The sequence below is a fragment of the Celeribacter indicus genome (assembly GCF_000819565.1).
Classification (GTDB): domain Bacteria; phylum Pseudomonadota; class Alphaproteobacteria; order Rhodobacterales; family Rhodobacteraceae; genus Celeribacter; species Celeribacter indicus.
The window spans coordinates 3,790,980-3,813,435 of the sequence record NZ_CP004393.1; the positions used below are offsets into that span (position 1 = coordinate 3,790,980).

Annotated in this window: 20 protein-coding genes and 1 tRNA gene; 13 read left to right on the forward strand and 8 right to left on the reverse strand. The window is 66.8% G+C overall.

Going from position 1 to position 22,456, the window contains the following annotated elements:
- Nucleotides 1-11 precede the first annotated feature (11 nt).
- Complete coding sequence (locus tag P73_RS18670) at nucleotides 12-800, reverse strand: hypothetical protein (protein WP_043870752.1); 789 nt, start codon at nucleotides 798-800, stop codon at nucleotides 12-14.
- Nucleotides 797-1,375, reverse strand: a complete 579-nt coding sequence (locus P73_RS18675) for a uracil-DNA glycosylase family protein (RefSeq protein ID WP_043870753.1) — start codon at nucleotides 1,373-1,375, stop codon at nucleotides 797-799. The genes P73_RS18670 and P73_RS18675 overlap by 4 nt, the downstream gene beginning before the upstream one ends.
- A 186-nt stretch (nucleotides 1,376-1,561) precedes the next feature.
- Here P73_RS18675 and P73_RS18680 point away from each other — a divergent pair, with 186 nt between their 5' ends.
- The 5 genes from P73_RS18680 to P73_RS18700 all read left to right on the forward strand — a co-directional run bounded on the left by P73_RS18680 (nucleotide 1,562) and on the right by P73_RS18700 (nucleotide 7,878).
- Nucleotides 1,562-2,842: a Na+/H+ antiporter NhaA gene (locus P73_RS18680; RefSeq protein ID WP_043870754.1), complete on the forward strand. Its 1,281-nt coding sequence runs from the start codon at nucleotides 1,562-1,564 to the stop codon at nucleotides 2,840-2,842.
- Between the two features lie 193 nt (nucleotides 2,843-3,035).
- Nucleotides 3,036-3,689, forward strand: coding sequence for an ABC transporter ATP-binding protein (locus P73_RS18685; RefSeq protein ID WP_043870755.1), 654 nt, complete (start codon nucleotides 3,036-3,038; stop codon nucleotides 3,687-3,689).
- A complete protein-coding gene (locus P73_RS18690; protein WP_043870756.1) occupies nucleotides 3,673-5,481 on the forward strand; it encodes a KpsE/RkpR family capsule polysaccharide export protein in 1,809 nt (602 codons plus the stop codon). The genes P73_RS18685 and P73_RS18690 overlap by 17 nt, the downstream gene beginning before the upstream one ends.
- A 145-nt stretch (nucleotides 5,482-5,626) precedes the next feature.
- Nucleotides 5,627-5,701 (forward strand) — tRNA-Gln (locus P73_RS18695).
- Between the two features lie 557 nt (nucleotides 5,702-6,258).
- Entirely contained in the window at nucleotides 6,259-7,878 is a 1,620-nt protein-coding gene (locus P73_RS18700; protein WP_043871945.1) for a Na/Pi cotransporter family protein, read from the forward strand.
- A gap of 16 nt (nucleotides 7,879-7,894) precedes the next feature.
- Here P73_RS18700 and P73_RS26545 read toward each other — a convergent pair whose 3' ends face one another.
- Complete coding sequence (locus tag P73_RS26545) at nucleotides 7,895-8,257, reverse strand: Hint domain-containing protein (RefSeq protein WP_052453408.1); 363 nt, start codon at nucleotides 8,255-8,257, stop codon at nucleotides 7,895-7,897.
- Here P73_RS26545 and P73_RS26550 point away from each other — a divergent pair.
- Nucleotides 8,256-8,537 (forward strand): OmpA/MotB family protein, encoded by a 282-nt coding sequence (locus P73_RS26550; protein WP_052453409.1) that lies wholly within the window; start codon nucleotides 8,256-8,258, stop codon nucleotides 8,535-8,537. The genes P73_RS26545 and P73_RS26550 overlap by 2 nt on opposite strands.
- A gap of 70 nt (nucleotides 8,538-8,607) precedes the next feature.
- Here the strand turns inward: P73_RS26550 and P73_RS18710 are convergent, their stop codons facing one another.
- Genes P73_RS18710 through P73_RS18720 form a run of 3 tightly spaced genes read right to left on the reverse strand, consistent with a single transcriptional unit; the run spans nucleotide 8,608 to nucleotide 11,349 of the window.
- The gene (locus P73_RS18710; protein ID WP_043870757.1) at nucleotides 8,608-9,480 is read right to left on the reverse strand and encodes an isocitrate lyase/PEP mutase family protein; all 873 of its coding nucleotides are present in this window, start codon (nucleotides 9,478-9,480) and stop codon (nucleotides 8,608-8,610) included.
- A 16-nt stretch (nucleotides 9,481-9,496) separates the two neighbouring features.
- Nucleotides 9,497-10,666 (reverse strand): 2-methylaconitate cis-trans isomerase PrpF family protein, encoded by a 1,170-nt coding sequence (locus P73_RS18715; protein ID WP_043870758.1) that lies wholly within the window; start codon nucleotides 10,664-10,666, stop codon nucleotides 9,497-9,499.
- Complete coding sequence (locus P73_RS18720; protein ID WP_043870759.1) at nucleotides 10,663-11,349, reverse strand: GntR family transcriptional regulator; 687 nt, start codon at nucleotides 11,347-11,349, stop codon at nucleotides 10,663-10,665. Before P73_RS18720 ends, P73_RS18715 begins: the two co-directional genes overlap by 4 nt.
- A gap of 176 nt (nucleotides 11,350-11,525) precedes the next feature.
- On the opposite strand from P73_RS18720, the gene P73_RS18725 reads away from it, so the two are divergent.
- The 4 genes from P73_RS18725 (at nucleotide 11,526) to P73_RS18740 (ending at nucleotide 15,599) form a co-directional block, all read left to right on the forward strand.
- Nucleotides 11,526-12,515: a tripartite tricarboxylate transporter substrate binding protein gene (locus P73_RS18725; RefSeq protein WP_043870760.1), complete on the forward strand. Its 990-nt coding sequence runs from the start codon at nucleotides 11,526-11,528 to the stop codon at nucleotides 12,513-12,515.
- Between the two features lie 66 nt (nucleotides 12,516-12,581).
- A complete protein-coding gene (locus P73_RS18730; protein ID WP_043870761.1) occupies nucleotides 12,582-13,022 on the forward strand; it encodes a tripartite tricarboxylate transporter TctB family protein in 441 nt (146 codons plus the stop codon).
- A 1-nt stretch (nucleotide 13,023) separates the two neighbouring features.
- The gene (locus P73_RS18735; RefSeq protein WP_043870762.1) at nucleotides 13,024-14,538 is read left to right on the forward strand and encodes a tripartite tricarboxylate transporter permease; all 1,515 of its coding nucleotides are present in this window, start codon (nucleotides 13,024-13,026) and stop codon (nucleotides 14,536-14,538) included.
- A 2-nt stretch (nucleotides 14,539-14,540) separates the two neighbouring features.
- Nucleotides 14,541-15,599: an AbrB family transcriptional regulator gene (locus P73_RS18740; protein ID WP_043870763.1), complete on the forward strand. Its 1,059-nt coding sequence runs from the start codon at nucleotides 14,541-14,543 to the stop codon at nucleotides 15,597-15,599.
- A 16-nt stretch (nucleotides 15,600-15,615) separates the two neighbouring features.
- Here P73_RS18740 and P73_RS18745 read toward each other — a convergent pair whose 3' ends face one another.
- Nucleotides 15,616-16,533: a LysR family transcriptional regulator gene (locus tag P73_RS18745; RefSeq protein WP_043870764.1), complete on the reverse strand. Its 918-nt coding sequence runs from the start codon at nucleotides 16,531-16,533 to the stop codon at nucleotides 15,616-15,618.
- A 128-nt stretch (nucleotides 16,534-16,661) separates the two neighbouring features.
- Here P73_RS18745 and P73_RS18750 point away from each other — a divergent pair, with 128 nt between their 5' ends.
- The 3 genes from P73_RS18750 (at nucleotide 16,662) to P73_RS18760 (ending at nucleotide 20,707) form a co-directional block, all read left to right on the forward strand.
- On the forward strand, nucleotides 16,662-17,675 hold the full coding sequence (locus P73_RS18750) for an amidohydrolase family protein (protein WP_043870765.1): 1,014 nt from the start codon (nucleotides 16,662-16,664) through the stop codon (nucleotides 17,673-17,675).
- 66 nt (nucleotides 17,676-17,741) lie between these two features.
- The gene (locus tag P73_RS18755) at nucleotides 17,742-18,683 is read left to right on the forward strand and encodes a TAXI family TRAP transporter solute-binding subunit (protein WP_043870766.1); all 942 of its coding nucleotides are present in this window, start codon (nucleotides 17,742-17,744) and stop codon (nucleotides 18,681-18,683) included.
- Between the two features lie 134 nt (nucleotides 18,684-18,817).
- Nucleotides 18,818-20,707 (forward strand): TRAP transporter permease, encoded by a 1,890-nt coding sequence (locus tag P73_RS18760; RefSeq protein WP_052453410.1) that lies wholly within the window; start codon nucleotides 18,818-18,820, stop codon nucleotides 20,705-20,707.
- Between the two features lie 72 nt (nucleotides 20,708-20,779).
- On the opposite strand, the gene P73_RS18765 is transcribed toward P73_RS18760, so the two are convergent.
- Nucleotides 20,780-22,420: an FAD-dependent monooxygenase gene (locus P73_RS18765; protein WP_043870767.1), complete on the reverse strand. Its 1,641-nt coding sequence runs from the start codon at nucleotides 22,418-22,420 to the stop codon at nucleotides 20,780-20,782.
- Nucleotides 22,421-22,456 lie beyond the last annotated feature (36 nt).

A 22,456-nucleotide genomic window follows, 5' to 3' on the forward strand; every position in this document is an offset into this window, starting at 1 on the left:
AAATACTCACGTCACCGCAGTTTCGGCGGCGCATCCGGATCCATGCCGGGCGCGGCGGGCCCGGTGGAAACCGGCTCCGGCGCCGGCAGGTCGAAGCGCAGCCCGTAGCGCGCGAGCGGCGCGCAGAGCGGATCGGAGGCCCGGAAGAAGGCCACGTCCAGCGCCCCCGCTTCCACGCCCGAAAAGATCAGCGCCTCGGAAACGAGCCGCGCCAGCGCCTGTTCCGAGCCCGGCACCTGGTCGACGAAGGCCAGAAGGTGCGAGCGCACCCCGTCCTCATAGGCGACGCCCGCGAGATAGGCGAGTTTCGCCAGCCCCCCAGCAATGGCGAGCTTCTGGTCGAGCGCGACCACCAGCGCCTCCGGCAGCCCGTGCGGCGGAAAGATCTCCTCGGCGCGGCCATGCGCCTCCGCCGGCGCAGTGCCGAGCGTCGCGTGCAGCCAGTCGACCGCCTGCGCCGGCAGGAGCATTTCGGAGGGCGCGACCGAGAGGTTCAGCCCGAGGCCGAAGCCCGAGCCCGCAAGCATCCCGGCAAGCACCCGCCCCGACATTGCCGCATAGGGCGCGCCGCCGGCGAACTCCGCCAGCCGCTGCTCGCGGTCGAAGGCCAGCACGAAGCTGTCCTCCTCCACCGGAAAGACCCGCGGGGTGATCGGGCCGTCGCCCGCGTGTTCCTCCTCGAGCAGCAGGAACCATTCGCCATCCGCCACGCGCTCGAAATACCTCAGCCGCGCGGTATCGTCCCCCGGCGCAGCCTCCATCGCCGCATGGGCGCGGTCGATCGGCGTCTCCTCTGTCATAGCAGCTCCTTCACGCGGGCGCGCAGCACGGGCAGGCAGTCCGCCTCGAACCACGGGTTTTTCCTCAGCCATCCCGTATTGCGCCAGGACGGGTGAGGCAAGGGAAAGACGCGCGGCGCGTGATCGCGCCAGCCGGCCACCGCCGCGGTGAGGCTGCCCCTGTGCCCGAGGTGATACCGGATCGCGTGCAACCCGACGGGCAGGATCAGCTCGACCTGTCCGAGCTCCGCCATCACCCGGTCGTGCCATGTCGCCCGGCAGAGCGGCGGCGGCGGGATGTCCGCGCCTTTCGCATCATATCCCGGAAAGCAGAAGCCCATGGGCACGATGGCGATCCGGTCGCGGTCGTAGAAGGTTTCCGCGTCGATCCCGAGCCACTCGCGCAACCGCTCGCCCGAGGCGTCGGTGAAGGGGCGGCCGCTCTCGTGCACCCGCGCCCCCGGCGCCTGACCGGCGATGAGGATGCGCGCGCCGGGACGGAACCAGACCACGGGTCGCGGGGCATGGCCGGTCCGGGTCGCGGCGAAACGCGCAGTGCAGAGGCGGCAGGCCCGGATGTCGTCGACGAGACTCATGGCGCCTCAATACCCGCCCTGCGGGAAAGGACAACCGCGGCGGCATCGGAACCCGATCAATTCTTGCTGAAACCCCGCGCAGACACGAAGAAAATCCGCTCCGCCCAGGCTCCCCTCGCTTGCCCTGCCCGACCCCATGCACTATTCCCCCCGAAAGATTGAACAAGCAGGGACCGGAGGGCAGGCATGTATCGAGTCTGGAATTTCATCTCCAACTATTCGCTTCTCCTCATTTTCGGCGCGATCAGCGCGCTGATCTGGGCGAATGTTGACGCACAGTCCTATCATGCCTTCGTCGAGTTTCCGCTCGCCGAAAACTTCTTCATCGGCCATCCCCATGCCGACGAGGCCGGCCATGTCCACCGCACTCTGACCATGCACTACCTGTTCAACGACGTGCTCATGGCCTTCTTCTTCGCCATCGCCGCGAAGGAGGTCTGGGAGGCAGTGATCCTCAGGAACGGCAGCCTGCGCGGCAAGAAGGCGGCGACGCCGCTCATCGCCACCGCGGGCGGCATGATCGGCCCGATCGCCGTCTACCTCGGCCTCGCGCTGGTCCTGGGCTCGGACACGTTCGACGCCGTGAAACACGGCTGGGCCGTGCCCACCGCGACCGACATCGCGTTCTCCTATCTCGTCGGCCGCGTGGTCTTCGGCGCGGGTCATCCGGCGGTGCGCTTCCTGCTGCTCCTCGCGATCGCGGACGATGCGGCGGGGCTCGTGATCCTCGCGATCTTCTATCCCACCGGCGAGCTGGCGCCGGAATGGCTGCTCCTGTCGCTCGGCGTGGCGGCGCTCGTCTTCGTTCTGGTCAACTGGCTGCCGCGCAAGCTCGATGCCGGCAACCAGTTGCGCCCGAATTCCACCTGGGTGCGCAAGAACCTCTCCTTCTGGCCCTATCTGATCGCCGGCTGCATTTCCTGGTACGGGTTCATGCGGGCGGGCATCCACCCGGCGCTCGGGCTTCTGCCGATCGTGCCGACGATCCCCCATGCCGACCGCGCCTTCGGGATCTTCGCGGAGGCCGAAGAACATCTGTCGGACCTTCTCAACGACATCGAGCACAAGCTGAAAATGCCGGTGGAGGTCATCCTCTTCTTCTTCGGGCTGCTGAATGCGGGCGTCGAGTTCAACGCGATCGGCGAGCCGACCTGGCTCGTGCTGGCGGGCCTGCTGATCGGCAAGCCGGTCGGGATCCTGCTCATGGGCATGCTCGCGGCGCATGTGCTGCGGCTCGGGCTGCCCAAGGGGATGCGCACGATCGACCTGCTGGTGATCGGCTGCGTCGCCGCCATCGGCTTCACCGTCTCGCTCTTCATCGCCTCCGTCGCCTTCGACGCGGGCACCATGCTCGGCGAGACCCCGGTGCAGGCCGCGGCGAAGATGGGCGCGCTCTTCTCCTTCGCGGCGGCGATCGTCTCCATCGTGGCGGGGAAACTGTGTCGCGTCCAGAAACGGCACCACTAGATCCCCTCCGGGGTGCACTGTATGCGCGATGAGGCCAAATCCACGCGATCGGGCCTCATTGTGGCCACAATTGCACGTTCTGAGATGGATTTAGGGGGGAAGCGACGACATAATGCCGTCTGAAAGGCAGACTATGTAAAGACCCTTCGGCAGACCCGCGCGCGGGGATCAGGCAGTTTCAGGGCAGAGACCGATGCTCGAGTTCGACAATGTCAGCAAGTCCTTCTGGACCGGGAAACAGCGCAAGGTGATCCTTGACCGCGCCTCTTTTCGCATCGAACTCGGCAATTCGCTCGGCATCCTCGCCCCGAACGGCGCGGGCAAGACGACGATCATCAACATGATGTCGGGCCTCGAGAAGCCTGACGAGGGAGAGATCCGCCGCGGCTGCCGCGTGTCCTTTCCGCTCGGGTTCATGGGCGGGCTCATCGGCAAGCACACGGCGCGCGAGAACGTCCGTTTCATCGCGGAACTCTACGATCTCGATCCGGATTATGTCGAGGCGTTCTGCCGCTGGCTCTGCGATCTCGAGGAATATTTCGAGATGCCGGTCTCGACCTTTTCGGCGGGGATGCGCTCGCGGCTGTCCTTCGCGCTGCTGCTCGCGCTCGATTTCGATATCTATCTCATTGACGAGGGGATGCCGTCGACCGCGGACGTGAACTTCAACCGCAAGGCCGGCGGGATCCTGCGCGAGCGGCTCGAACGGTCGACCGTCGTCGTGGTATCGCACCAGGCGGCGACGCTCGAGAAATTCTGCCGCTCGGCCGCGGTGCTGCGCAACGGAAAGTTGCACATGTTCGACACTCTGGAAGAGGCGAAAGCACTTTATGACTACCAAGGTTAAAGCGCAGAAGTTTCGTGTCCGCCGTGCCCCGCGTGCCGCCAGCGCCTCCGCCGCGCCGGAGGCCGGTGCCGATGCGCCGCTCCCGCGCGGGGAGAACGGCCCGCGGCAGGAGCGTCCCGCCGCCCCCGACCCCGACCGCCTTTTCGACAACGACGCGGGGGCGGACGGGTTCGGCGATGCGCCCTTTCCCGGCTCCGCCGCCGCGGAAGGCGCCGAGGATAGCGCGGCCCCGGAACAGGACACCGCCCCGCGCAGGCGCGGACGCGGCGCCGTCGCCAAAACGCTCGACGCCCCCGAGACGGAGGAGGCGAAGACCGGCGACGTGACGCCCGCCGACGAAACCGGCATCGACGCCGAGATCGACGAGATCCGCCGCGAGGGCCTGACCGGGCGGCAGCTCCGCATGGCGCGGCGCGTCGCGAAGAAGCACGGGATCGCGGCGACCTCGGATTTCGATGCGGTCCGGCTGCTGCGCAAGCAGGGGATCGACCCGTTCCAGCGCGCCGCCATGCTCGAGCTCGTCTCGACGGAGGGGGCACCGCAGTCGCGTGCGCTCACCACCACCCCCGGACCGGCGCTGCCGAAGACGGTGGACCCGGCGCCGAAGCTGCCCTCGCCCGACATCCTCGACCGGCTCAGCCGCGATTCGGAGATCTCCGCGATCCAGCAGGACATCGCCCGGCGCCGCCGGCGCAAGATGCTGCTTCTCGTGGCCCGGCTCGCCGTCTTCGTCGGGATTCCGACGCTCCTTGCCGGCATCTATTTCTACACCATCGCCTCGCCCATGTACGCGACCAAGTCCGCCTTCGTCATCCAGCAGGCCGAGGCGCCGAGCATGGGCGGCGGCGGGCTCGGTGGGCTTCTGTCGGGCACCTCCTTCGCCACCTCGCAGGACTCGATCGCGGTGCAGGATTTCCTCAACTCGCGCGATGCGATGCTGCGGCTCGACGCCGACGCGGGGTTCAAGGCGCATTTCTCCTCCGAGGCCATCGACGCGATCCAGCGCCTGCCGGAAAACCCGACCAACGAACAGGCCTACAAGGTCTATCGCAACAAGATCAGCATCGGCTACGACCCGACCGAGGGGCTGTTGCGCATGGAGGTGATCGCGGCCGATCCCGAGACCTCGCAGCGCTTCTCCGAACTGCTCATCGACTATGCCGAGGAACAGGTGGACCACCTGACCCAGAGGCTGCGCGAGGACCAGATGAAGGGCGCGCGCGACAGTCTCGACGATGCCGAACAGAAGATGACCGACGCGCAGGAGCGCGTGGTCGCGCTTCAGGAACAGCTCGGCATCATCTCCCCCGATGCCGAAACCGCCTCGATCATGGGCCAGGTCTCCTCCTTCGAGACCCAGTTGCAGCAGAAGCGGCTCGAATTGCAGCAGCTCCTCGACAACCCGCGCCCGAACCAGGCGCGCGTGGATGGGGCGCAGGGCGACATCCGGCGGCTCGAGGCGCTGATCGCCAACCTGCGCTCGCAGCTGACGCAGGCGCAGGGCAGCTCCAACTCGCTCGCCCGCGTCAGTGCCGAGCTGCGCATGGCGGAGGTCGATCTCGCCACCCGGCAGGCGATGGCGCAGCAGGCGATCCAGTCGCTCGAGGCCGCCCGGATCGAGGCCAACCGCCAGGTGCGCTACCTGTCGCTTTCTTCCCGCCCGGTCGCCCCGGACGAACCCACCTATCCGCGCAAGTTCGAGAACACGATGCTCTCGCTGCTGATCTTCGCGGGCATCTATCTCATGGCCTCCCTGACCGCCGCCGTGCTGCGCGAGCAGGTCTCCTCCTGAGCTCGGCAGGGGCGGCCGACACCGCCCGCCCCGCCCCGTTTCCCGCCGCCGACGGACCCCGCGCCCGGCAGGTCTCCGCCGGTGGAATATTTCGCGAAAAAGGGCTTGCGCCCCGCGCGCACTCGGTCTAATTAGCCCCCCACGTTGGGGTGTAGCCAAGTGGTAAGGCAACGGTTTTTGGTACCGCGTACCGTAGGTTCGAATCCTACCACCCCAGCCACATTTCCCGGAAGGCGCAGCACAGGACATCCCGGCGGCAGGCGGACCGGGAATGGCGTTCCCGGAGGCTCCGCTGACCTGCTGTAGCCGACAGGTGGCGAACTCGCCACAAGGCTCGGGAACGGAAGGGAGTCCGGCTCCCCGAGCCGACAGCCGGCCCTTTGCCCTTTCGCATCACGACCGCCCTTTCGGGTGCCGCCGCCTCTCCACCCGGCCTGCCCGCGCGGCGTGGCCCGGCGCCTGTCCGGGCTTGTCCATGGGCGCGGCGGATGATCCATGTCGCCTTCTCCATCCGACCTGTTCATGCCGTCTGCGCGCGTCGGCCCCTACGCGCGTCTTGCACCGCCGGGAATATCGGGCACGTTCACGAGGATCGCACGCACGCCGCGCATCCCCGCCCCCGCCTCGTCGTCACCGATCCGGGCGCCGGCCGCGGGATTTCGGCGACCCCGCAAGGGCCCGCGGGACAGGTCCGGTGTCTCCCGCCCCCAGGATCGCCCGCGCCCGGCTGGCAGACAAGCCCGATTGCCCTCATCCCGTGGCGTGGTATTGCAGGTCATGATCCGCGAAACGCTCTCCGCATTCGGCGGCATCGGCATGTTTCTTGTCGGGATGCTGCTTCTGACCTCCGGCCTCAAGGGGCTCGCGGGGGGACAGACGCGTGCGCTGCTCGTCCGGTTCACCCGCACACCGCTCAGCGGGGCGATCACGGGGGCGCTGACCACGGCCGTGGTCCAGTCCTCCAGCGTCACCACCGTCGCGGCTGTCGGCTTCGTCGCCTCCGGCATGCTCACCTTCTCACAGGCCCTCGGGATCATCTTCGGCGCGAATATCGGCACGACGATCACCGGCTGGCTCGTGGCGACGCTCGGTTTCAAGCTCGATCTCGGCGAACTGGCGCTGCCGCTGATCCTTGCCGGCGCGCTCCTCCAGCTGTCGGGCCGGGCGCGGCTCGTGCTGCTGGGGCAGGCCGTGACGGGGTTCAGCCTCCTGTTCGTCGGGATCGACTATCTCAAGGACGGTCTCGCCGCCTTCAGCGGCGTGCTCACGCCCTCGGATTTTCCGCCCGACACGATCATCGGCCGGCTCGAACTCGTCGCGATCGGCATCGCGATCACCCTCGTGACCCAATCCTCGAGCGCGGGCGTCGCGACCGCGCTCGCCGCACTCGGCGCCGGGGCGATCAATTTCCCGCAGGCCGCGGCGCTCGTCATCGGCATGAATGTCGGCACGACCTTCACCGCGCTTCTCGCGACGGTCGGCGGCGGGACGATGGCGCGGCGGACCGGCCTTGCCCATGTGCTCTTCAACCTGATGACCGGCCTCATCGCATTTTTCCTTCTCGGCCCGTTCACCGCCGTCGCGGCGCCGTGGATCGCGGAGGGAAGCGGGCAGATCGCGCTCGTCGGGTTTCACAGCTTCTTCAACGGGGCCGGCGTCGCCCTCATGCTGCCGGTCACGCGCCAGTTCGCGCGGCTGGTGGAATGGCTCGTCCCCGAGCGCGGCTCACCCCTGACCCGAGGGCTCGACCCCGCCGTTCTGGGCGTCCCGAACATCGCCGCGGAGCTTGCCGTGGCGACGCTCGCGCGGCTGAACACGGCGGTCTGCGACCATCTCTGCCGCAGTCTCGGCGCCGATCTCCCGCCCGATGCGAGACTTCCCGCCCGCGCGGAGATCGAGGCCGCCCTGATCGAGCTGCGCGACTATCTCGACCGCATCAGGCTTCCCGCCGACCGTCCCGATCTCGCGGCGACGGTCGCGGAATGCTTTCACGCGCTCGATCATCTGCTGCGGCTCCTCTACCGGTGCGACCAGAGGCGCCGGATCTCCGCGCTCGGCGACACGCCGCGCCTGCGCCGCCTGCGCGGTCTCATCGTGTCCGCGGCGGCGCGGCAGGCGCGGTCCCCGGACGATCCGGCAACGGAGGAGATGCTCGACCGGCTCCGGCGGCTTCTTCACGATCAGCGCAAACATCCCCGCGACCGGATCGTCGAGGATGCCGTCTTCGGACGGATCTCAGACGAGATCGCGCTCGCCCGGCTCGACGCGCTCCGGTGGCTCCACCGCGTCGCCTATCATCTCTGGCGCATCCGCCTTCACCAGAACGCGATCGCAACTCCCCGGACGGAAGCGGTCCCGCAGGAGAAGGAAACGCGCGTCGACGTGGCGCTCGACTGACGCCCCGCGCCCCGCGCTAGCGCAGTGCGGCATGGTCCTGCAACGCATGCCCGTTCATGGTGATCCGCTCGACGAGCCTGCGCGCCCGCGATCCGCGGACCTCCCTTCGGGCGAGCCCCCGCCCCGCGCCGAAATCGCGCGCCCCGAAGAGGCAACGCAGCTCCTCGATCCCGTCCGGGTGCAGCGTTCTGAGCGCCTCCGGGCCGAAATGGAGGCTTTCGGCCTCGACCCCTTCGGCAAGGACGATCTCGTGGCGCGCGAAGGCGATGTGCCAGTATTCGAGGGGCGTTCCGCTGGCCGACTGGGCGATGCCCGCACACCCGCAGAGGTCCTTCGCCTCGGGCTCTGCCGAGCTGTCGGCGGACGCCCGCGCGGTCATGGAACGTATCGCAACCGCCAGCAACCGCCCCGACCGCCAGATCGTCGTCACCGGCCATACCGACGACATTCCCCTTGCCGGCGGCCCCTATGGCGACAACCTCGGCCTCGCCGCGGCCCGCGCCGGCGCGGTGACACGCGCCCTCGTCTCCCGCGGCGTCGACCCCGCCAGCGTGCTGACCGCAAGCCGCGGCGAAAGCAGCCCGATCGCGGACAACACGACAGAGGAGGGCCGCGCCAGAAACCGGCGGATCGAGATCGACATCACCTATGCCCGGTGAGATCGGAGAGGTCCGCGGAGCGGATCATCCCCCCAAGATCTCCGCCACCGGGCGGTCCGGCGTGCGAAATTCAGACCGCGTAGCGCTGTTCCAGTTCGTCGAAGAGATCCTTGCGCACCATGCGCTGACGTTCGAGGAAGCTCGCGACCGGGCCGTCCTCGTCCATCCGGCCGTTTTCCCTGAGCTGGCCCAGGGCCTTCTGCATGCCGTGGACCGCGGCCTGCAACGCCACATTGGCATAGAGGATGAGCGAAAAGCCCATCTCCCCCAGTTCCGAAGCGTCGAGGATCGGCGTCCTGCCCCCGACCACGAGGTTGACCAGCTGCGGCGTGTCCTTCAGCGCGGCGGGGATGCCCCGCAATTCCTCCACGCTCTGCGGCGCCTCGACGAAGGTGATGTCCGCCCCGTCCTCGACGAAGGCCGCGGCGCGGTCCAGCGCCTCGTTATACCCGTCGGTGGCGCGCGCGTCGGTCCGCGCCACGATCAGCATGTTTTCGTCCTGGCGCGCATCCACCGCCGCGCGGATGCGCGAGCGCGCCTCGTCGAGCGGCACGACCTCCTTGCCCGAGAAATGCCCGCAGCGCTTGGGCGTCTTCTGGTCCTCGAGCTGCACCGCGCTTGCCCCGGCGCGCTCCAGCGTGCGGATGGTGTGGCGCACGTTCAGCGCATTGCCGAAGCCGTTGTCGGCATCGACCACGATCGGCAGCTCGGTCGCGTCCCGGATGGTCGAGGTGTGCTGCGCGATCTCGGTCAGGTTCACGAACCCCAGGTCCGGCATGCCGAGATAGGTATTGGTCAGTCCCGCGCCGGAGAGATAGACCGCCTCGAACCCCTGGTCCTCGATGATCCGCGCCGCCAGCGCATTGGCCGCACCGGGCATCAATACAGGGCCTCCGGTCAGGAGACGGTGTTTGAAAGTGCGATTGATCTCGTGATTGAGCATGGATTCTTCTCTTTCTTCATGCGGTGGGGGCGGAAGGTGAAAGGCGGTCTGCCGGGACATGGACCTGCCCTTCCATCAGGCGCCTCTGGGTTCGAAGGATGCGGGCGGAAGCGATCTTCCCGTCATCCGGGTCGCGCGTCGCACCGACGGTGACGATCCCGCTCGGGGTGCCGATCCGCAAATTCAGCGGATCCGCCCCTTCCGAGACACATCCGGCCACCACCGTTTCCCCGGTCAGTGCGGCGCTGGCCAGCGCCAGCGCGCCGGTGATCGGCACGGCACGGTGGGCCTGTCCCGCGGAGATCATGCGGATCTGCAAGTCCTGCGTCGCGGCGGCATGGCATTCCCCGGACAGGTCGGCATAGTCAGCGGCCGGCCCCACCATCGCCACCTTCGGCGTGGCGATGCGGCGCGCGGCGGCGTCGCGATCCGGCGTCAGCCCCATCGCGACGGAGGCGCGCTGGCGGATCTCCTCGAGCCGCGCCATCAGCGCGTCGTCCGCGTCGATCTCCTCCGGGTGGACACAGGTATTCCCGCCCACATCCGCCGCCGCCACGAAGACGGAGGGTACGGCGGCGTCGATCATCGTCACCCGCACCGAACGCCCGTCCGACAGCTCCAGCCGGTCCACGGGATGCCCGCTCGGCAGCGCGCCCCGCCCGAACGTGTCCGAGGGATCGAGGAAATCGAGCGCCACCGGCGCCCCCGTCCCGTGCACGCCCGGAATGGCGAAATCGCCGCTGACCTCGGCCTCTCCCTCCGCGACGGGGAAGCGCGACACGATGACCTTGCCGGAATTGGTGTTGTGGATCCTCACCACGGCCTCGCCGTCCCGCGGCCCGGCGACCAGCCCCTCGTCATAGGCGAAAGGCCCCATGGCGGAGCTCATGTTGCCGCAGTTGCCGCTGAAATCCACCGTCTCGTCCACGACCCCCACCTGCGCGAAGGTGTAGTCGATATCCGCGTCGGGCCGCGTGGACGGGCCGATCACGCAGATCTTGCTGAGAGAGGAAATCCCGCCCCCCATGCCGTCGAGCTGACGCTTGTGCGGATCGGGACTGCCGAGAATGGCGGCGAAGAGTGCGGGCCAGTCCGCCTCCTCCGCGGGCAGGTCGGACCGTTTCAGGACGACGGCCTTGGACGTGCCGCCGCGCATGAACACGGCGGGGATACGATGCTGTTTCATGTGCGATCTTCCTCCGTCTCGGACAGCTGCGCTTCCAGCGCCGTCCAGCTGTTGCGGATGTGACGGCGCATCAGCAGGCCGGCGACTTCCGGGTCGCCGTCCGCGATCGCCGCCGCGATCCGTTCGTGTTCGCGCAGGGCCTCGGCCCCGCGCCCCCTCACGTTGCGATGCTTGACCCGCAGAAGCGCGAGCTGGGGATAGAGATCCCGCGACAGGTAGCGCTCGAGGATCGGATTCGCGGCCATCTCCGCAATCACCAGGTGGAAATCCCGGTCTCCGCCGGTCTGGAGATAGGCCCCGTCGGGACGCGCCCGGATCTCCCCCGCGTGCTGGCCGAGAAGGTCCCTCAGGCGGCGCGCCGTCTCGGCACCCGCCTTTTGCGCGGCCAGCATCGCCACCTCGCCCTCGAGTGCCGCGCGCACCTCGTAGAGCGCCTGCGCATCCTCGCGCCCGATGACGCGCACGCGCGCCCCGCTGTTGGGCACGATGGTCACAATGCCGATCTCGTTCAGGAGATTGAGAGCCGCGCGCACCGGTCCGCGGCTCACATCGAACCGCTCGGCCAGGGCAACCTCTCCCAGCCGCGTGCCGGGCGCCAGGCGCCCGTCGAGAATGTCCCTGCGCAGTTCGGATGCGAGTCGCTCAGAGACGAGGCCGCGCGAATCTTCCTGTTTTGTTGACAATCCAAGCCTCCAAACACTCCGGCACGTCCGGGAGTTTGCCTTACAATTTCCCTCAAAATACAGAATAGAAAGGACATGTGTCAACGAATTCCCCGCTATTGACAAAAAAACCATCGAAACGATAACAAGTATTGTAATACAATTTTAGTCGCAGATCTCAGGGAGGAACCTCGATCATGAAAAGACGTCTGTTTACCGCCGGCCTGCTCGGCCTGTCGCTGGCCACCGCGCTGACGCCGCTCGCCGCGGCCGCGCAGGACAACTGGCCGCCGCGCAAGATCACCTTCGTCGTCGCGCTCGGACCGGGCGGCTCGGCGGACCGCACCGCCCGCGCGCTCGCCCAGCGCCTCCAGGACGAGATCGGCGTGCCGATTTCGGTCATCAACCAGGAAGGCGGCGGCGGGCATGTCGGCCACACCTATTTCACGCAGATGCCGACCGACGGGAGCTATTTCCTCGCGAGCTCGATTCACCCCTATATCACCAACGCCATCCTGCGGTTCGACGCGGATTACACGCTCGACGATTTCGCCTTCATCAACGGCCAGTGGAACGACTACGACCTGTTCGCGGTCAATGCCGACACGCCCTATACCACGCTCGCCGAGTTCATGGCCGCGGCCGCGGAGAATCCCGGCACGCTGAAGGTCTCGGTCGTCCCCGGCTCGACCGGCGCGATCAACCTGGAGCTGGCGCTCGAAGCCTTCGGCCTCGACGGGAGCGCCGTCCGCGTCGTGACCTACGAATCCGGCGGCGCTGCGCGCACGGCCGTGGCCGGCGGCCAGGTGGACATGACGGTGCTCGCCGCCGACGGCACCCTGTCGATCGAGGAATATGTGCGTCCGCTGGCCATCGCCGCCGACGCGCAGGATCCGAACTGGGACGCGCCCACGCTCAACGCGGCGCTGGCCGATGCCGGCCATGAAAGCGTGCCGGTGCTCGCCGGCTCGATGCGCGGCCTTGCCGCCCATGCCGCCTTCAAGGAAGAGCACCCGGAAGCCTTTCAGCAGATGGTCGACGCCTACAAGGCGGTGCTCGAGGACGAGGAGTTCGTCGCCTCCCTCCAGGCGCAGGAAATCGGCACGGAATGGCTCGGGCCGGAACGGACCACCGAGATCATCCAGTCCAACTTCGACATCCTGAAGCGTTTCGAGACGCAGGAGTGATCCGGCCGGCGCGGAGGCTCGCCCTCCGCGCCACCCACAGCACACGCCAAACGGGGAGGACACCAGGTGACCCGCAAATTTTCCGCATCCCATGCCGTCTTGCTCGGCCTCATGCTGAGCATCGCAGGGTTCATCACATGGAGCGCCGTTTCCGCCTCCTCCCGCCTCAACAACCTGATCGTCGTCGTCCCGGTCGCCATCGCCATGGCCGTCCTGACGCTGGTGATCGTGATCGCCGCCTTCCGCAGGCCAGCCGCGGAGGCAACGGAAGACACCGGCTCCGTCCGGGGCGATCTCATGCTGCTCGCGGGCTTCGCCGTATTCTGCCTTGCCCTGACCGGGATCGGCTTCGACGTCGCGACCTTCCTCTTCATCTGGGGCGGCGTGGTGATGAGCGGCGGCAAGGGCTGGTGGCAACCGCCGCTCTTCGCCGCGCTGTTCACCATCCTTCTCGTCAAGGGGTTCGGCTCCCTCTTCCCCTACCCCATGCTGACGCTGGTGCTCTGACATGATCGACCAATTTGCCATGATGCAGGCCATCGACCTGCTGTTCAGCAGCCTTTCCCCTTGGCTCTGGGTCATTCCCGGCCTCCTGATCGGACTCATCTTCGGCTCGATCCCCGGCCTCCAGATTTCCATGGCCATGGCCGTCTTCCTTCCGGTCACCTTCGGCATGGACTTCCTCCAGGCGATGCTCTTCCTGACCTCGATCTTCACCGGTGGCGCCTATGGCGGCGGGGTGACGGCGATCCTGATGAACATTCCCGGCTCGTCCTCCTCCATCGCGACCGCCTTCGACGGTTATCCGATGGCCCGGCAGGGCAAGCACAACGAGGCGCTCGGCCTCGGGCTTGCCGCCTCCGTCATCGGCACCTTCGTCGGATATGTCCTGCTGCTGATGCTGATCGAGCCGCTGGCCGCCTTCGTGCTCAAGATCGGCCCTTCGGAAATGGTCATCGTCGTGCTCTGGGGCCTCACCCTGATCGCCACGCTGAACGAGTCGAGCCTCGCCAAGGGGCTGATGGCCGGCACCTTCGGCCTGATGCTCAGCCAGATCGGCATGTCCACCACCGGCATCATGCGCACCACCGTGGGCAACCCGCACCTGCTCGACGGCATCCCGGTGGTGCCGGCGATGATCGGCATCTTCGCCGCCTCCGAGCTTCTGCGCCTGCGCGGCAACAGCTATCTCGTGCAGGACGAAAGCCAGCGGGACATCTCCATTCCGAAGATCCTGAAAGGCGTCGGGCAGACCTTCCGCTATCCGGCGGTGCTGATCCGCGGTAGCCTGATCGGCGCGGTGATCGGCGCGATCCCCGGCGTGGGCTCCTCCGTCGCCAACCTCGTCTCCTACGGCGAGGCCCGGCGCAGCTCGAAAACCCCCGAAGCCTTCGGCAAGGGCGCCCCCGAAGGGCTGATCGCCGCGGAATCGGCCAACAGCAGTTCCGAGGGCGGCTCGATGACCGCGCTTCTCGCGCTCGGCATTCCGGGCGGTGCGGCGACGGCGGTCCTGCTGGCCGCCTTTTCCTTCCACAACATCATCGGCGGGCCATCCTTCATCCGCAACCAGACCGACATCGTCTATTCGATCATCCTCGGCAACCTTGGGCAGGTCGTGCTGCTGGCGGTGATCGGCCTGCTGATGCTGAGGATCCTCGGCATGGTGGTGCGGGTCCCGCTGGCCTATCTCGTACCGAGCGTGCTGGCCATGTGCGCCTGGGGCGGGTATGGGATCACCGGAACCGTCGCCGGACCGCTCACCGTCGCCGCCTTCTCCGGGCTGGGATGGCTGATGCGCCGCAGCGACTATCCGGTCGCGGCAACGGTCATCGGCCTGCTGCTCGGCCGCATGATGGAAGGAGAACTGGTGCGCACGCTGCAAATCTCGAACGGGCATCCGCTCGCCTATCTGATGGAACGTCCCATCGCCCTGACCCTCTTCGTCATCATGCTGCTGGTGCTTGTCGGCGCGCCGCTTCTCAAGTCGCTGCGCCGGCGCAAGACCGCGCGGCCGGAGGGGTGAGCATGTCCCTTTCCCCCGTCCGCCGCGGCGCCCTGACCATGGCCATCGGCGCAGCGGGCGGGCTCACGTTCAACCTGCTGTCCCTGCCCCTGCCCTGGGTGCTGGGAAGCCTGACGGCCACCGCCCTGACCGCGCAGGCCACGGAATTCCGCTCCGGCCTTCCCTCCAACTGGCGCAGCTATGCCATGGTGGCGATCGGAACGATGCTCGGCACCGGCTTCACGCAGGAGGTGGTCGCCCAGTCCGGCCGCTGGGGCGCGAGCCTGCTCGCCATGTCGCTCCTGTCTCTGGCCTTCGCGCTCTTCGCCTATGGCGTCTTCCGCCGCTGGGGCAACATGGACCGCACCACGGCGATGTTCGCCGCGATGCCCGGCGGGCTGTCGGTGGTCACCATGCTGGCCGAAGAGCACAAGACCGAGGTGAACCGCGTCGTCCTCTGCCACAGCGCGAGGCTCATCGTCCTTCTCGTCACGGCACCCATCGTGATCCAGCAGATCTCCGGCATCGACCTCGCCGCCGCCAACCGCACCGCCTTCCACGGCGCCGAGGCGCTCGACCCGCTGCGCCACGGGCTTCTGGCCCTTGCCGCGGTGGGAAGCTGGTTCGTCGCCTCGCGCGTCCGCCTTCCGTCGGGAATGCTGCTGGTGCCCCTGCTCGTCTCGGCGCTGCTGCATGCGACCGGGCTCGTGACGGTGCATGTCCCGCCGCTGCTGTCGATCCTCGCACAGGTGGTCATCGGCTCCGGCGTGGGGGCGCGCTTCGCCAATTACACGCTGCGCCAGATCGTCCGGGACGGCTGGCTCGCCGCCCTCGTCGGCATCGTCCTCGCGCTGGGATCGCTCGCCGGGGCCAGCGTGGTCGCGCCGCTCACCGGCGTCGGGACCGCGCCGCTCTTCCTGTCCTACCTGCCGGGCGGCGCGCCGGAACTGGGGGTCGTGGCCCTGGCCCTGATGATCGACCCGGCGATGGTCGCGGCGCATCACGTCCTGCGGGTATTCCTGATCGTCGCCGCCCTTCCCGCCCTTGCCGGCCGCCTCGCGGCGGCGAACGATCCCGGCTGATCCGGTCTGCCGGCGCCTATGGCCGACGCCAGTTGACCTCGGCACTGCGGATGTAGTCCGCGACGATGGGGGACAGGGTCTCGAGGATCAGCGCGAAATCCTCCTCGGGCAATGCCCGGCGCGCCATCAGGTAGAGCGTGCGGGTGATGCAGGGATCGGCGATCGGCGCCCAGGCGAAACGCCCCTCCGTGAGGGCTTCCACGAACAGGCCGCGCGGGACGATGGCGAAACAGCCCTGAGAGAGGATGACCTCGCGTTTGAGATTGACGGAATCCACCTCGAGCACGACCTGAAGCTCGACATTTTCCTGATGCGCCATCTTGTCGAGGAGGCGCCGCGTGATCTGCTTCGGGCTGTCCATCACCATGGGAAAGGCCCCGAGCGCGCGAAAGCTGACGGCTTCTTCCCCGCCGCCCAGCCGTCCCGGAGGGCCGACCAGAATGAGGTCGTCATGAGCGAGGACGGCACTTGGCCGGGTCGCGTCCGGCACCGGATCGTAGGTCAGGGCGAGATCGAGGTCTCCGCTCCTGATATGGGCCGCCAGGTCCGAGGACAGTCCTTCGTGAAGCGCCAGCGTGACCGCCTCCTGGCTCGCGAGGGCCCGCAGCAGCGGCGGCACCAGCAACTTTCCCGGCGTGGGCGGCGTGCCGAGGCTCAGCCTCCGGCGGGGAACCTCCGCAAAGGCGCGCATGGCCTGCCGCATCTCCTCCATCTGGCGCAGGACCCGGTCGGTCCGGCCGAGGAGTTCCTTTCCCGCGGCGGTCAGCTCCATGCCCCGGCTGCGGCGATGGAAGAGGCGCACGCCCAGATCCGCCTCCAGTTCGCGGATCTGGAGCCCCAGCGCCGGCTGGGACACATTCAGCCGTTGCGCCGCGGATGTCTGGCTTCCGCACCGGGCGACCTCGGCAAAATAGCGAAGTTGCTTGAGATTCATCCGCGGCTCCTCCTGCCTTCTCCGGATAAGATAGAAGTATTTCTTATATCATTAAGAGGCAAACGGTCTTTGTCACATTTCCCCTGGCTTCGTAGCCTTGCCTGGAACGATCTCAAGGAGGACAAAGAGTGAGATACATCGACGCCTTCAACCATTTCTTTCCCAAACCGTTGTGGGACAAGATGCAGACCTCCGAAGGGACGATCCGCGATATCGGCCAGAGGATGCGGGGCATTCCGGCGATCTACGATCTGGAAGAACGCTTCCGCGTGATGGACCAGTTCGACGATTACACCCAGATACTTTCGCTGGGCATGCCGCCGCTCGAAAGCCTCGGCGCCCCGGCGGAGACGGAGGAATATGCGCGTCTGGCCAACGATGGCATGGCCGACCTGGTCGACCGTCATCCCGACCGCTTCGCCGGGTTCATCGCCTCGCTGCCGATGAATTCCCCCAATGCCGCGGTCGAGGCGGAACGGGCCTTCACCGATCTGGGCGCCAACGGGTTGCAGATCCATACCAACGTGAACGGCCGCGCGCTCGACAACGACGAATATTTCGCGGTTTTCGAGATGGCGGAAAGGCATGGCAAGCCGGTGCTCCTGCACCCGTCGCGCGGTTCCAACATGCCGGACTACATCGACGAGGAGAAATCCAAATACGAGATCTGGTGGACCTTCGGCTGGCCTTACGAAACCAGCGCGGCCATGGCGCGGCTGGTGTTCTCGGGCATGATGGACCGGTTGCCGGACCTGAAGGTGCTGGGGCACCATCTCGGCGCCATGGTCCCCTATTTCGAGGGGCGCGTCGGGCCGGGGATGGACCAGCTCGGCAAACGCACAACCGACGAGGATCTGAGCCTCGTGCTCAAGAGCCTCAAGAAGCGCCCGCTGGACTATTTCAAGGATTTCTACGCCGACACCGCCGTGTTCGGTTCGCGGGCCGCGACGCTTTGCGGGCTGGAATTCTACGGCGAGGACAAGGTGCTCTTCGCCTCGGACAGCCCGTTCGATCCGGAACGCGGGCCGGGCTATATCCGTGACACGATCAAGGTTCTGGAATCCATCGAGATGTCTCCGGAAGCCCGCGAAAAGATCTCCTATCGCAACGCACAGGATTTTTTCGGGCTGAAGAAGGACTGATACCGCAGGGTCAGGCAGCCGGACACCTGCTGCCTGACCACCAAATCGCATCACAGGGAGGAGAAGATGCTCAAGATCACGGGATTGGTGGCCGGACTGGCCATGTCTCTGGCCACGGCGGCTTCGGCACAGGTTCTCAGTGTCGGGACGACCGAAGGCGGCGCGGTGGCGCAGCTCGGCGCGGCCGTGTCGAACGTCGTGTCGTCACAGTCGGACCATCAGATGCGTCCGCAGGCAATGGCCGGGACACAGCAATACATGACGGGCGTGGATATGGGCCGGATCGACTTCGGCATTTCCAATTCCATGCAATATTACATGGGCGTCACGGGCACGATGCTGTCGGAAGGGCAGCCGCATGAGAATCTCCGCATCGTCGCCACCCTCGCGCCCTTTGTGCAAGGTGTGATCGTCTCCAACGAAAGCGGCGTGAGCACCGTGGCCGAGCTGAAAGGAAAACGCATTCCGTCCGGCTACAACGCCTCTCCGCTGTTCGAATATTTCTGGGACGCCTTTCTGGCCGGGTCGGGAATGAGCCGCGACGATGTCACGGGCGTCCCTGTCACCTCGCTGCCCAACAGCTGGCAGGCTTTCCGGGAGGGGCAGGTGGATGCGGTGATCGCGGCCGCCGGCTCCGCCGCGGTTCGGGAAATGGATGCAACGATCGACGGCGGGATCCGCTATGTCCCGCTGGAGCCGGACGAGGAGATGATGGCCGCTCTCCCGAAAACCCGGATCGAGGTGGTGGAACCGGCCGAGGGGCTGGACGGGATCGAGGAACCGACGGGGCTGCATGTCTACGAAACCGTCCTTTTCGCGCATAAGGATGTGCCGGAGGATGTCGTCTACGCCGTGACCCGTGCACTGGCCGAAAACGAGGCGGCACTTCATGCCTCCGGTCCGCTCTGGGCAGACTACAGCACGGAACGGCTTCACACGGATTTCGGCATGGACTACCACCCCGGCGCGCTGCGCTATTACGAGGAGGCCGGGCTCGACGCTCGGTGAACCTGCCACGTGTCCGCCCCGGACAGGGGCGGGCGCGAGATGACGACGGACGCGGGAGACGCCCGGTTGAGCGTCAGCAACGAAAACTCCCCGATGTCCGCGCTTCCCTTCCTGCACACGGACAGGACACGCACATGCACATTATGTCAAAGCCGGTCACGGCGCTGGACCGGGCCCTCGGTCTCGGCATCACTTTCTTCGCCCTCGTTCTCGGGGGAAATATCGCCTCCCGTTTCGGGGTCTCCGTCTTTCAGGAACAGCTCCTGTTCCTCATCCTGGGCTGCGCCATCGGATCGTCCTACATATCGACACCGAAGCAGGTCTATCCGCGCTGGGTCGACTTCCTTCTGGCCGCTGCCGGACTCGGGATCTGCCTCTGGACCGCCTGGCGCTATCCGCTGATCTCCACCAATTTCTTCCGCTACGAACAGGAAATCTCCTGGATCGGCATGGGGCTGATCCCGCTCCTGCTCGAGGCGTTGAGACGCAAGGCGGGGTTCAGCCTCGTTGCGGTGGTGCTGGTCTTCCTCGTCTACGCGCTTCTGGCCGACAAGGTGCCGGGCGCTCTGGGCGGGCGGGCCAGCCCGCTGGACGAACTGCTGGGATATCTCACCATCGACTCAACCGCGATGATGAGCTCGCCGATCAAGATCGTGGCAACCATCGTGGTCATCTACATCCTGTTCGGAGCGGTCTTGCAGGCGACGGGCGGGGCGCATTGGTTCACCGACCTCGCCACAGCCCTCGTCGGTCGCCGTCGCGGCGGCGCGGCCAAGATGGCGATCGTCTCCTCCGCCCTGTTCGGCTCCATTTCCGGCAGTGCCGTGGCCAATGTCGCCTCCACCGGCGTCATCACCATTCCGCTGATGAAACGGGGCGGGTACAGCCCCCGCATGGCCGCCTCTCTGGAGGCGGTGGCTTCCACCGGCGGACAGCTCATGCCCCCGGTCATGGGGGCTGCGGCCTTCCTCATGGCGGAGCTGTTGCAGACCTCCTATGCGACCGTCGTGGTCGCCGCGATCATCCCTTCCTTCCTCTTCTTCCTTGCCGTGCTCGTGCAGGCCGATCTCGAGGCCGGGGTGAAACGCATTCCGCCCGTGCCCGAGGAGATGATCCCGCGGCTTGCCGATGTTCTCCGCGCGGGATGGTATTTTCCGTTGCCCTTCGCGGTGCTGATCTGGCTTCTGTTCAGCGAGAACAAATCCCCGACGGAGGCCGCGTTCTGGGCCATCGTGGCGGTCATCGCCTTCAACCTGGTCTTCGGGTACAAGGGACAGCGGGTCCGGGCGCGAGAGCTCTGGGAGGCCCTCCTGACCACCGGCCGGGGATCGGTGGAGATCGTGCTGATCGGGGCCATCGCCGGGATCGTGATCGGCGTCCTCCAGACGACGGGCCTCGGGTTCGGCCTGACTTACCTGCTCGTCAGCCTCGGACAGAACAGCCTCCTGCTGTTGCTGCTGGCGACGGCCGTCGTGTGCATCCTCCTCGGCATGGGGATGCCCACCACCGGCATCTACCTGTTGGTGGCAACGCTGGCGGCCCCGCCGCTGTTGCAACTCGACGTGATGCCGATCGCCGCGCATTTCTTCATCTTCTATTTCGGAATGATGTCGATGATCTCGCCGCCGGTCGCCGTGGCCGCCTTCGCCGCCGCAAGCATTTCCGGGGCAAGTGCGATGCAGACCGCGCTGACCTCGGTGCGCGTGGGCTGGCCGGCCTTCATCGTGCCGTTCCTCTTCGTCTTCTCGCCCTCGCTGCTGATGCAGGGGGACTGGCCGGGGATCGTTCTGGCGGTGGCGTCGGCCTCGGCGGGCATCTTTCTGGTGTCCGTCGCGATGGTCGGCTTCTGTCGCGCCCGGCTCGGGGTCGCGGAACGCCTCTGGGTCGCGGCGGCGGGTCTGATGTTGCTGATCCCGGCGGACGTGGGAGCATTCGGCCTCTGGATCGAACTGGCGGGGCTGGTGCTCGGGGCTGTCTGGGTCTGGCGTCGGTTCGGCCTGCCGCAAAAGGCGCCCGCGCACTGATCCTGTCCACCATGACACAAAAGCCCCCGGTTCGCAGGAACCGGGGGCTTTTCGTGTCCGGCGGCCGACAGGTCAGAGGTGATGCCGTCCCATTCCCTCGACCGGATAGCCGGTGGCCAGAAGCGCCAGTGTCATCGGCTCCTGCGGCAGGGCATTGCCACGCCACACGATGTGAAGATCGGGGCGCAGCAGGAACAGGTCCCGGCCATAAAGCTCGCGCAGTTTCGGGTCCGGCAGGTCGACCACCCGGAACGGCGCTCCGATCCGCTTGAACGCGGCAGCAAGTTCGCTCACCGCATCGGTCTTGTCGGAGAACCGGACAAGGGAATAGCCGCGGTCGAATCCGTCGTTGATCGACTGTCCGGGAGCGAGCCAGACATGCGGCATCCGCACGCCTGTCCAGGCGGTCGGGTTGTAGCTGCGGAACAGATGCTCCGGCCCGCCGGGCTCGTCCCAGATCACCGGGCTGTCCACATAGCGATAGCCAAGCTCGGCGCCGATCATTTCGTTGGTCTTGCGCTGTTCGACGTCTGCAACCTGCGCAAGATTGTCCCGCAGGGCCTGCCCCTCCGCCGTGTCGTCGTTGAAGCCGGGTCGCCATTGCCCGCGCCATTTGCGGCGGCCTTGCGAGGCATAGCGTGACGCGCCGATGTTGCGGTCGCCGATCTGGCGGCGCTCGACCTCGTAGGAGCGCAACAGGTTCGGCCCGGCCCAGCCCTGAAGCGTCGCGGCCAGTTTCCACGACAGGTCGATGGCATCCCCCACGCCGGTGTTCATGCCGAGGCCGCCGGTCGGGATCACCAGATGGACGGCATCCCCGGCGAGGAAAACCCGACCGTGCCCGTAGCGGTCGGCCAGCAGCAGGTTCTGTTTCCATTCCCCGACATAGAGCATGTCGTAATCGACATCCGCGCCCACGACCTTTTCGAACTGGCTGGCCATTGCCGCGTCGCTTTCGACGACGGCGTGCAGGGTCCAGTGTTTGGTCGAGTCCTGCATGATGAGGAAGGAGGCCTGATTGTCCGCGACATGGTAATGCCGCCCGTGTCCCGGCCCCTCGCCCAGCGGAAGACGGTCGAACAGATCGTCGCAACGGTAGAGCGCCTGACGCAGTTGCATCAGGTTGCCTTCACCACGCAGACGAATACCGAGCGTCTTGCGCACCGGGCTCGCGCCGCCGTCACAGCCGACCATATAGTCGGAGCGCAGTTCGTAGGTGTGTCCGTCCCCACGGCGCAAGGTGGTGACGACGGAGCGGGCATCCTGTTTGAAATCGACGAATTCCGTATCGTAGGCCAGGGTGACCGTGGGCAGTTTCTCCGCCACGGATTTCAGCAGCGGCTCCACGGTATACTGGGAAATCAACTGATACGGCTCGGCCGGCTCGGACGTATCCTCCGAGGCTTCACAAATGGCGCGGGCCTCGTTCACCGATGGATATTCCAGATGCAGCAGGGGCTTTTCCGTCATCTTCGTGACGACGAACACGTCCATCGGCACATCGCCATCCAGCCCCGCCTCCCTTATCCGTTCGGCCAATCCCATACGCCGGAAAATTTCCATGGTGCGGGCATTGCAGCGTTCCATCTTCGGCAGGAATTCCGGCTGCGGTTTCTTTTCGACCAATGTGCATGTGATGCCTTGCAGACCGAGATCGACCGCGAGGGTCAGCCCCACGGGCCCCGCCCCGACAATGGTGACTTGGGTGTCCATTCTTTTCTCCCTTGGTTCTCCTTCACAGGATCAAGG

What these genes read in the sequence shown, in the direction of transcription:
- P73_RS26545 (WP_052453408.1), bottom strand. Translation starts at nt 8,257, where the DNA reads ATGACCGCGCGGGCGTCCGCCGACAGCTCGGCAGAGCCCGAGGCGAAG.
- P73_RS18675 (WP_043870753.1), bottom strand. Translation starts at nt 1,375, where the DNA reads ATGAGTCTCGTCGACGACATCCGGGCCTGCCGCCTCTGCACTGCGCGT.
- P73_RS18735 (WP_043870762.1), top strand. Translation starts at nt 13,024, where the DNA reads ATGATCGACCAATTTGCCATGATGCAGGCCATCGACCTGCTGTTCAGC.
- P73_RS18700 (WP_043871945.1), top strand. Translation starts at nt 6,259, where the DNA reads ATGATCCGCGAAACGCTCTCCGCATTCGGCGGCATCGGCATGTTTCTT.
- P73_RS18760 (WP_052453410.1), top strand. Translation starts at nt 18,818, where the DNA reads ATGCACATTATGTCAAAGCCGGTCACGGCGCTGGACCGGGCCCTCGGT.
- P73_RS18715 (WP_043870758.1), bottom strand. Translation starts at nt 10,666, where the DNA reads ATGAAACAGCATCGTATCCCCGCCGTGTTCATGCGCGGCGGCACGTCC.
- P73_RS18710 (WP_043870757.1), bottom strand. Translation starts at nt 9,480, where the DNA reads ATGCTCAATCACGAGATCAATCGCACTTTCAAACACCGTCTCCTGACC.
- P73_RS18670 (WP_043870752.1), bottom strand. Translation starts at nt 800, where the DNA reads ATGACAGAGGAGACGCCGATCGACCGCGCCCATGCGGCGATGGAGGCT.
- P73_RS18745 (WP_043870764.1), bottom strand. Translation starts at nt 16,533, where the DNA reads ATGAATCTCAAGCAACTTCGCTATTTTGCCGAGGTCGCCCGGTGCGGA.
- P73_RS18765 (WP_043870767.1), bottom strand. Translation starts at nt 22,420, where the DNA reads ATGGACACCCAAGTCACCATTGTCGGGGCGGGGCCCGTGGGGCTGACC.
- P73_RS18740 (WP_043870763.1), top strand. Translation starts at nt 14,541, where the DNA reads ATGTCCCTTTCCCCCGTCCGCCGCGGCGCCCTGACCATGGCCATCGGC.
- P73_RS18755 (WP_043870766.1), top strand. Translation starts at nt 17,742, where the DNA reads ATGCTCAAGATCACGGGATTGGTGGCCGGACTGGCCATGTCTCTGGCC.
- P73_RS18685 (WP_043870755.1), top strand. Translation starts at nt 3,036, where the DNA reads ATGCTCGAGTTCGACAATGTCAGCAAGTCCTTCTGGACCGGGAAACAG.
- P73_RS18725 (WP_043870760.1), top strand. Translation starts at nt 11,526, where the DNA reads ATGAAAAGACGTCTGTTTACCGCCGGCCTGCTCGGCCTGTCGCTGGCC.
- P73_RS18680 (WP_043870754.1), top strand. Translation starts at nt 1,562, where the DNA reads ATGTATCGAGTCTGGAATTTCATCTCCAACTATTCGCTTCTCCTCATT.
- P73_RS26550 (WP_052453409.1), top strand. Translation starts at nt 8,256, where the DNA reads ATGGAACGTATCGCAACCGCCAGCAACCGCCCCGACCGCCAGATCGTC.
- P73_RS18690 (WP_043870756.1), top strand. Translation starts at nt 3,673, where the DNA reads ATGACTACCAAGGTTAAAGCGCAGAAGTTTCGTGTCCGCCGTGCCCCG.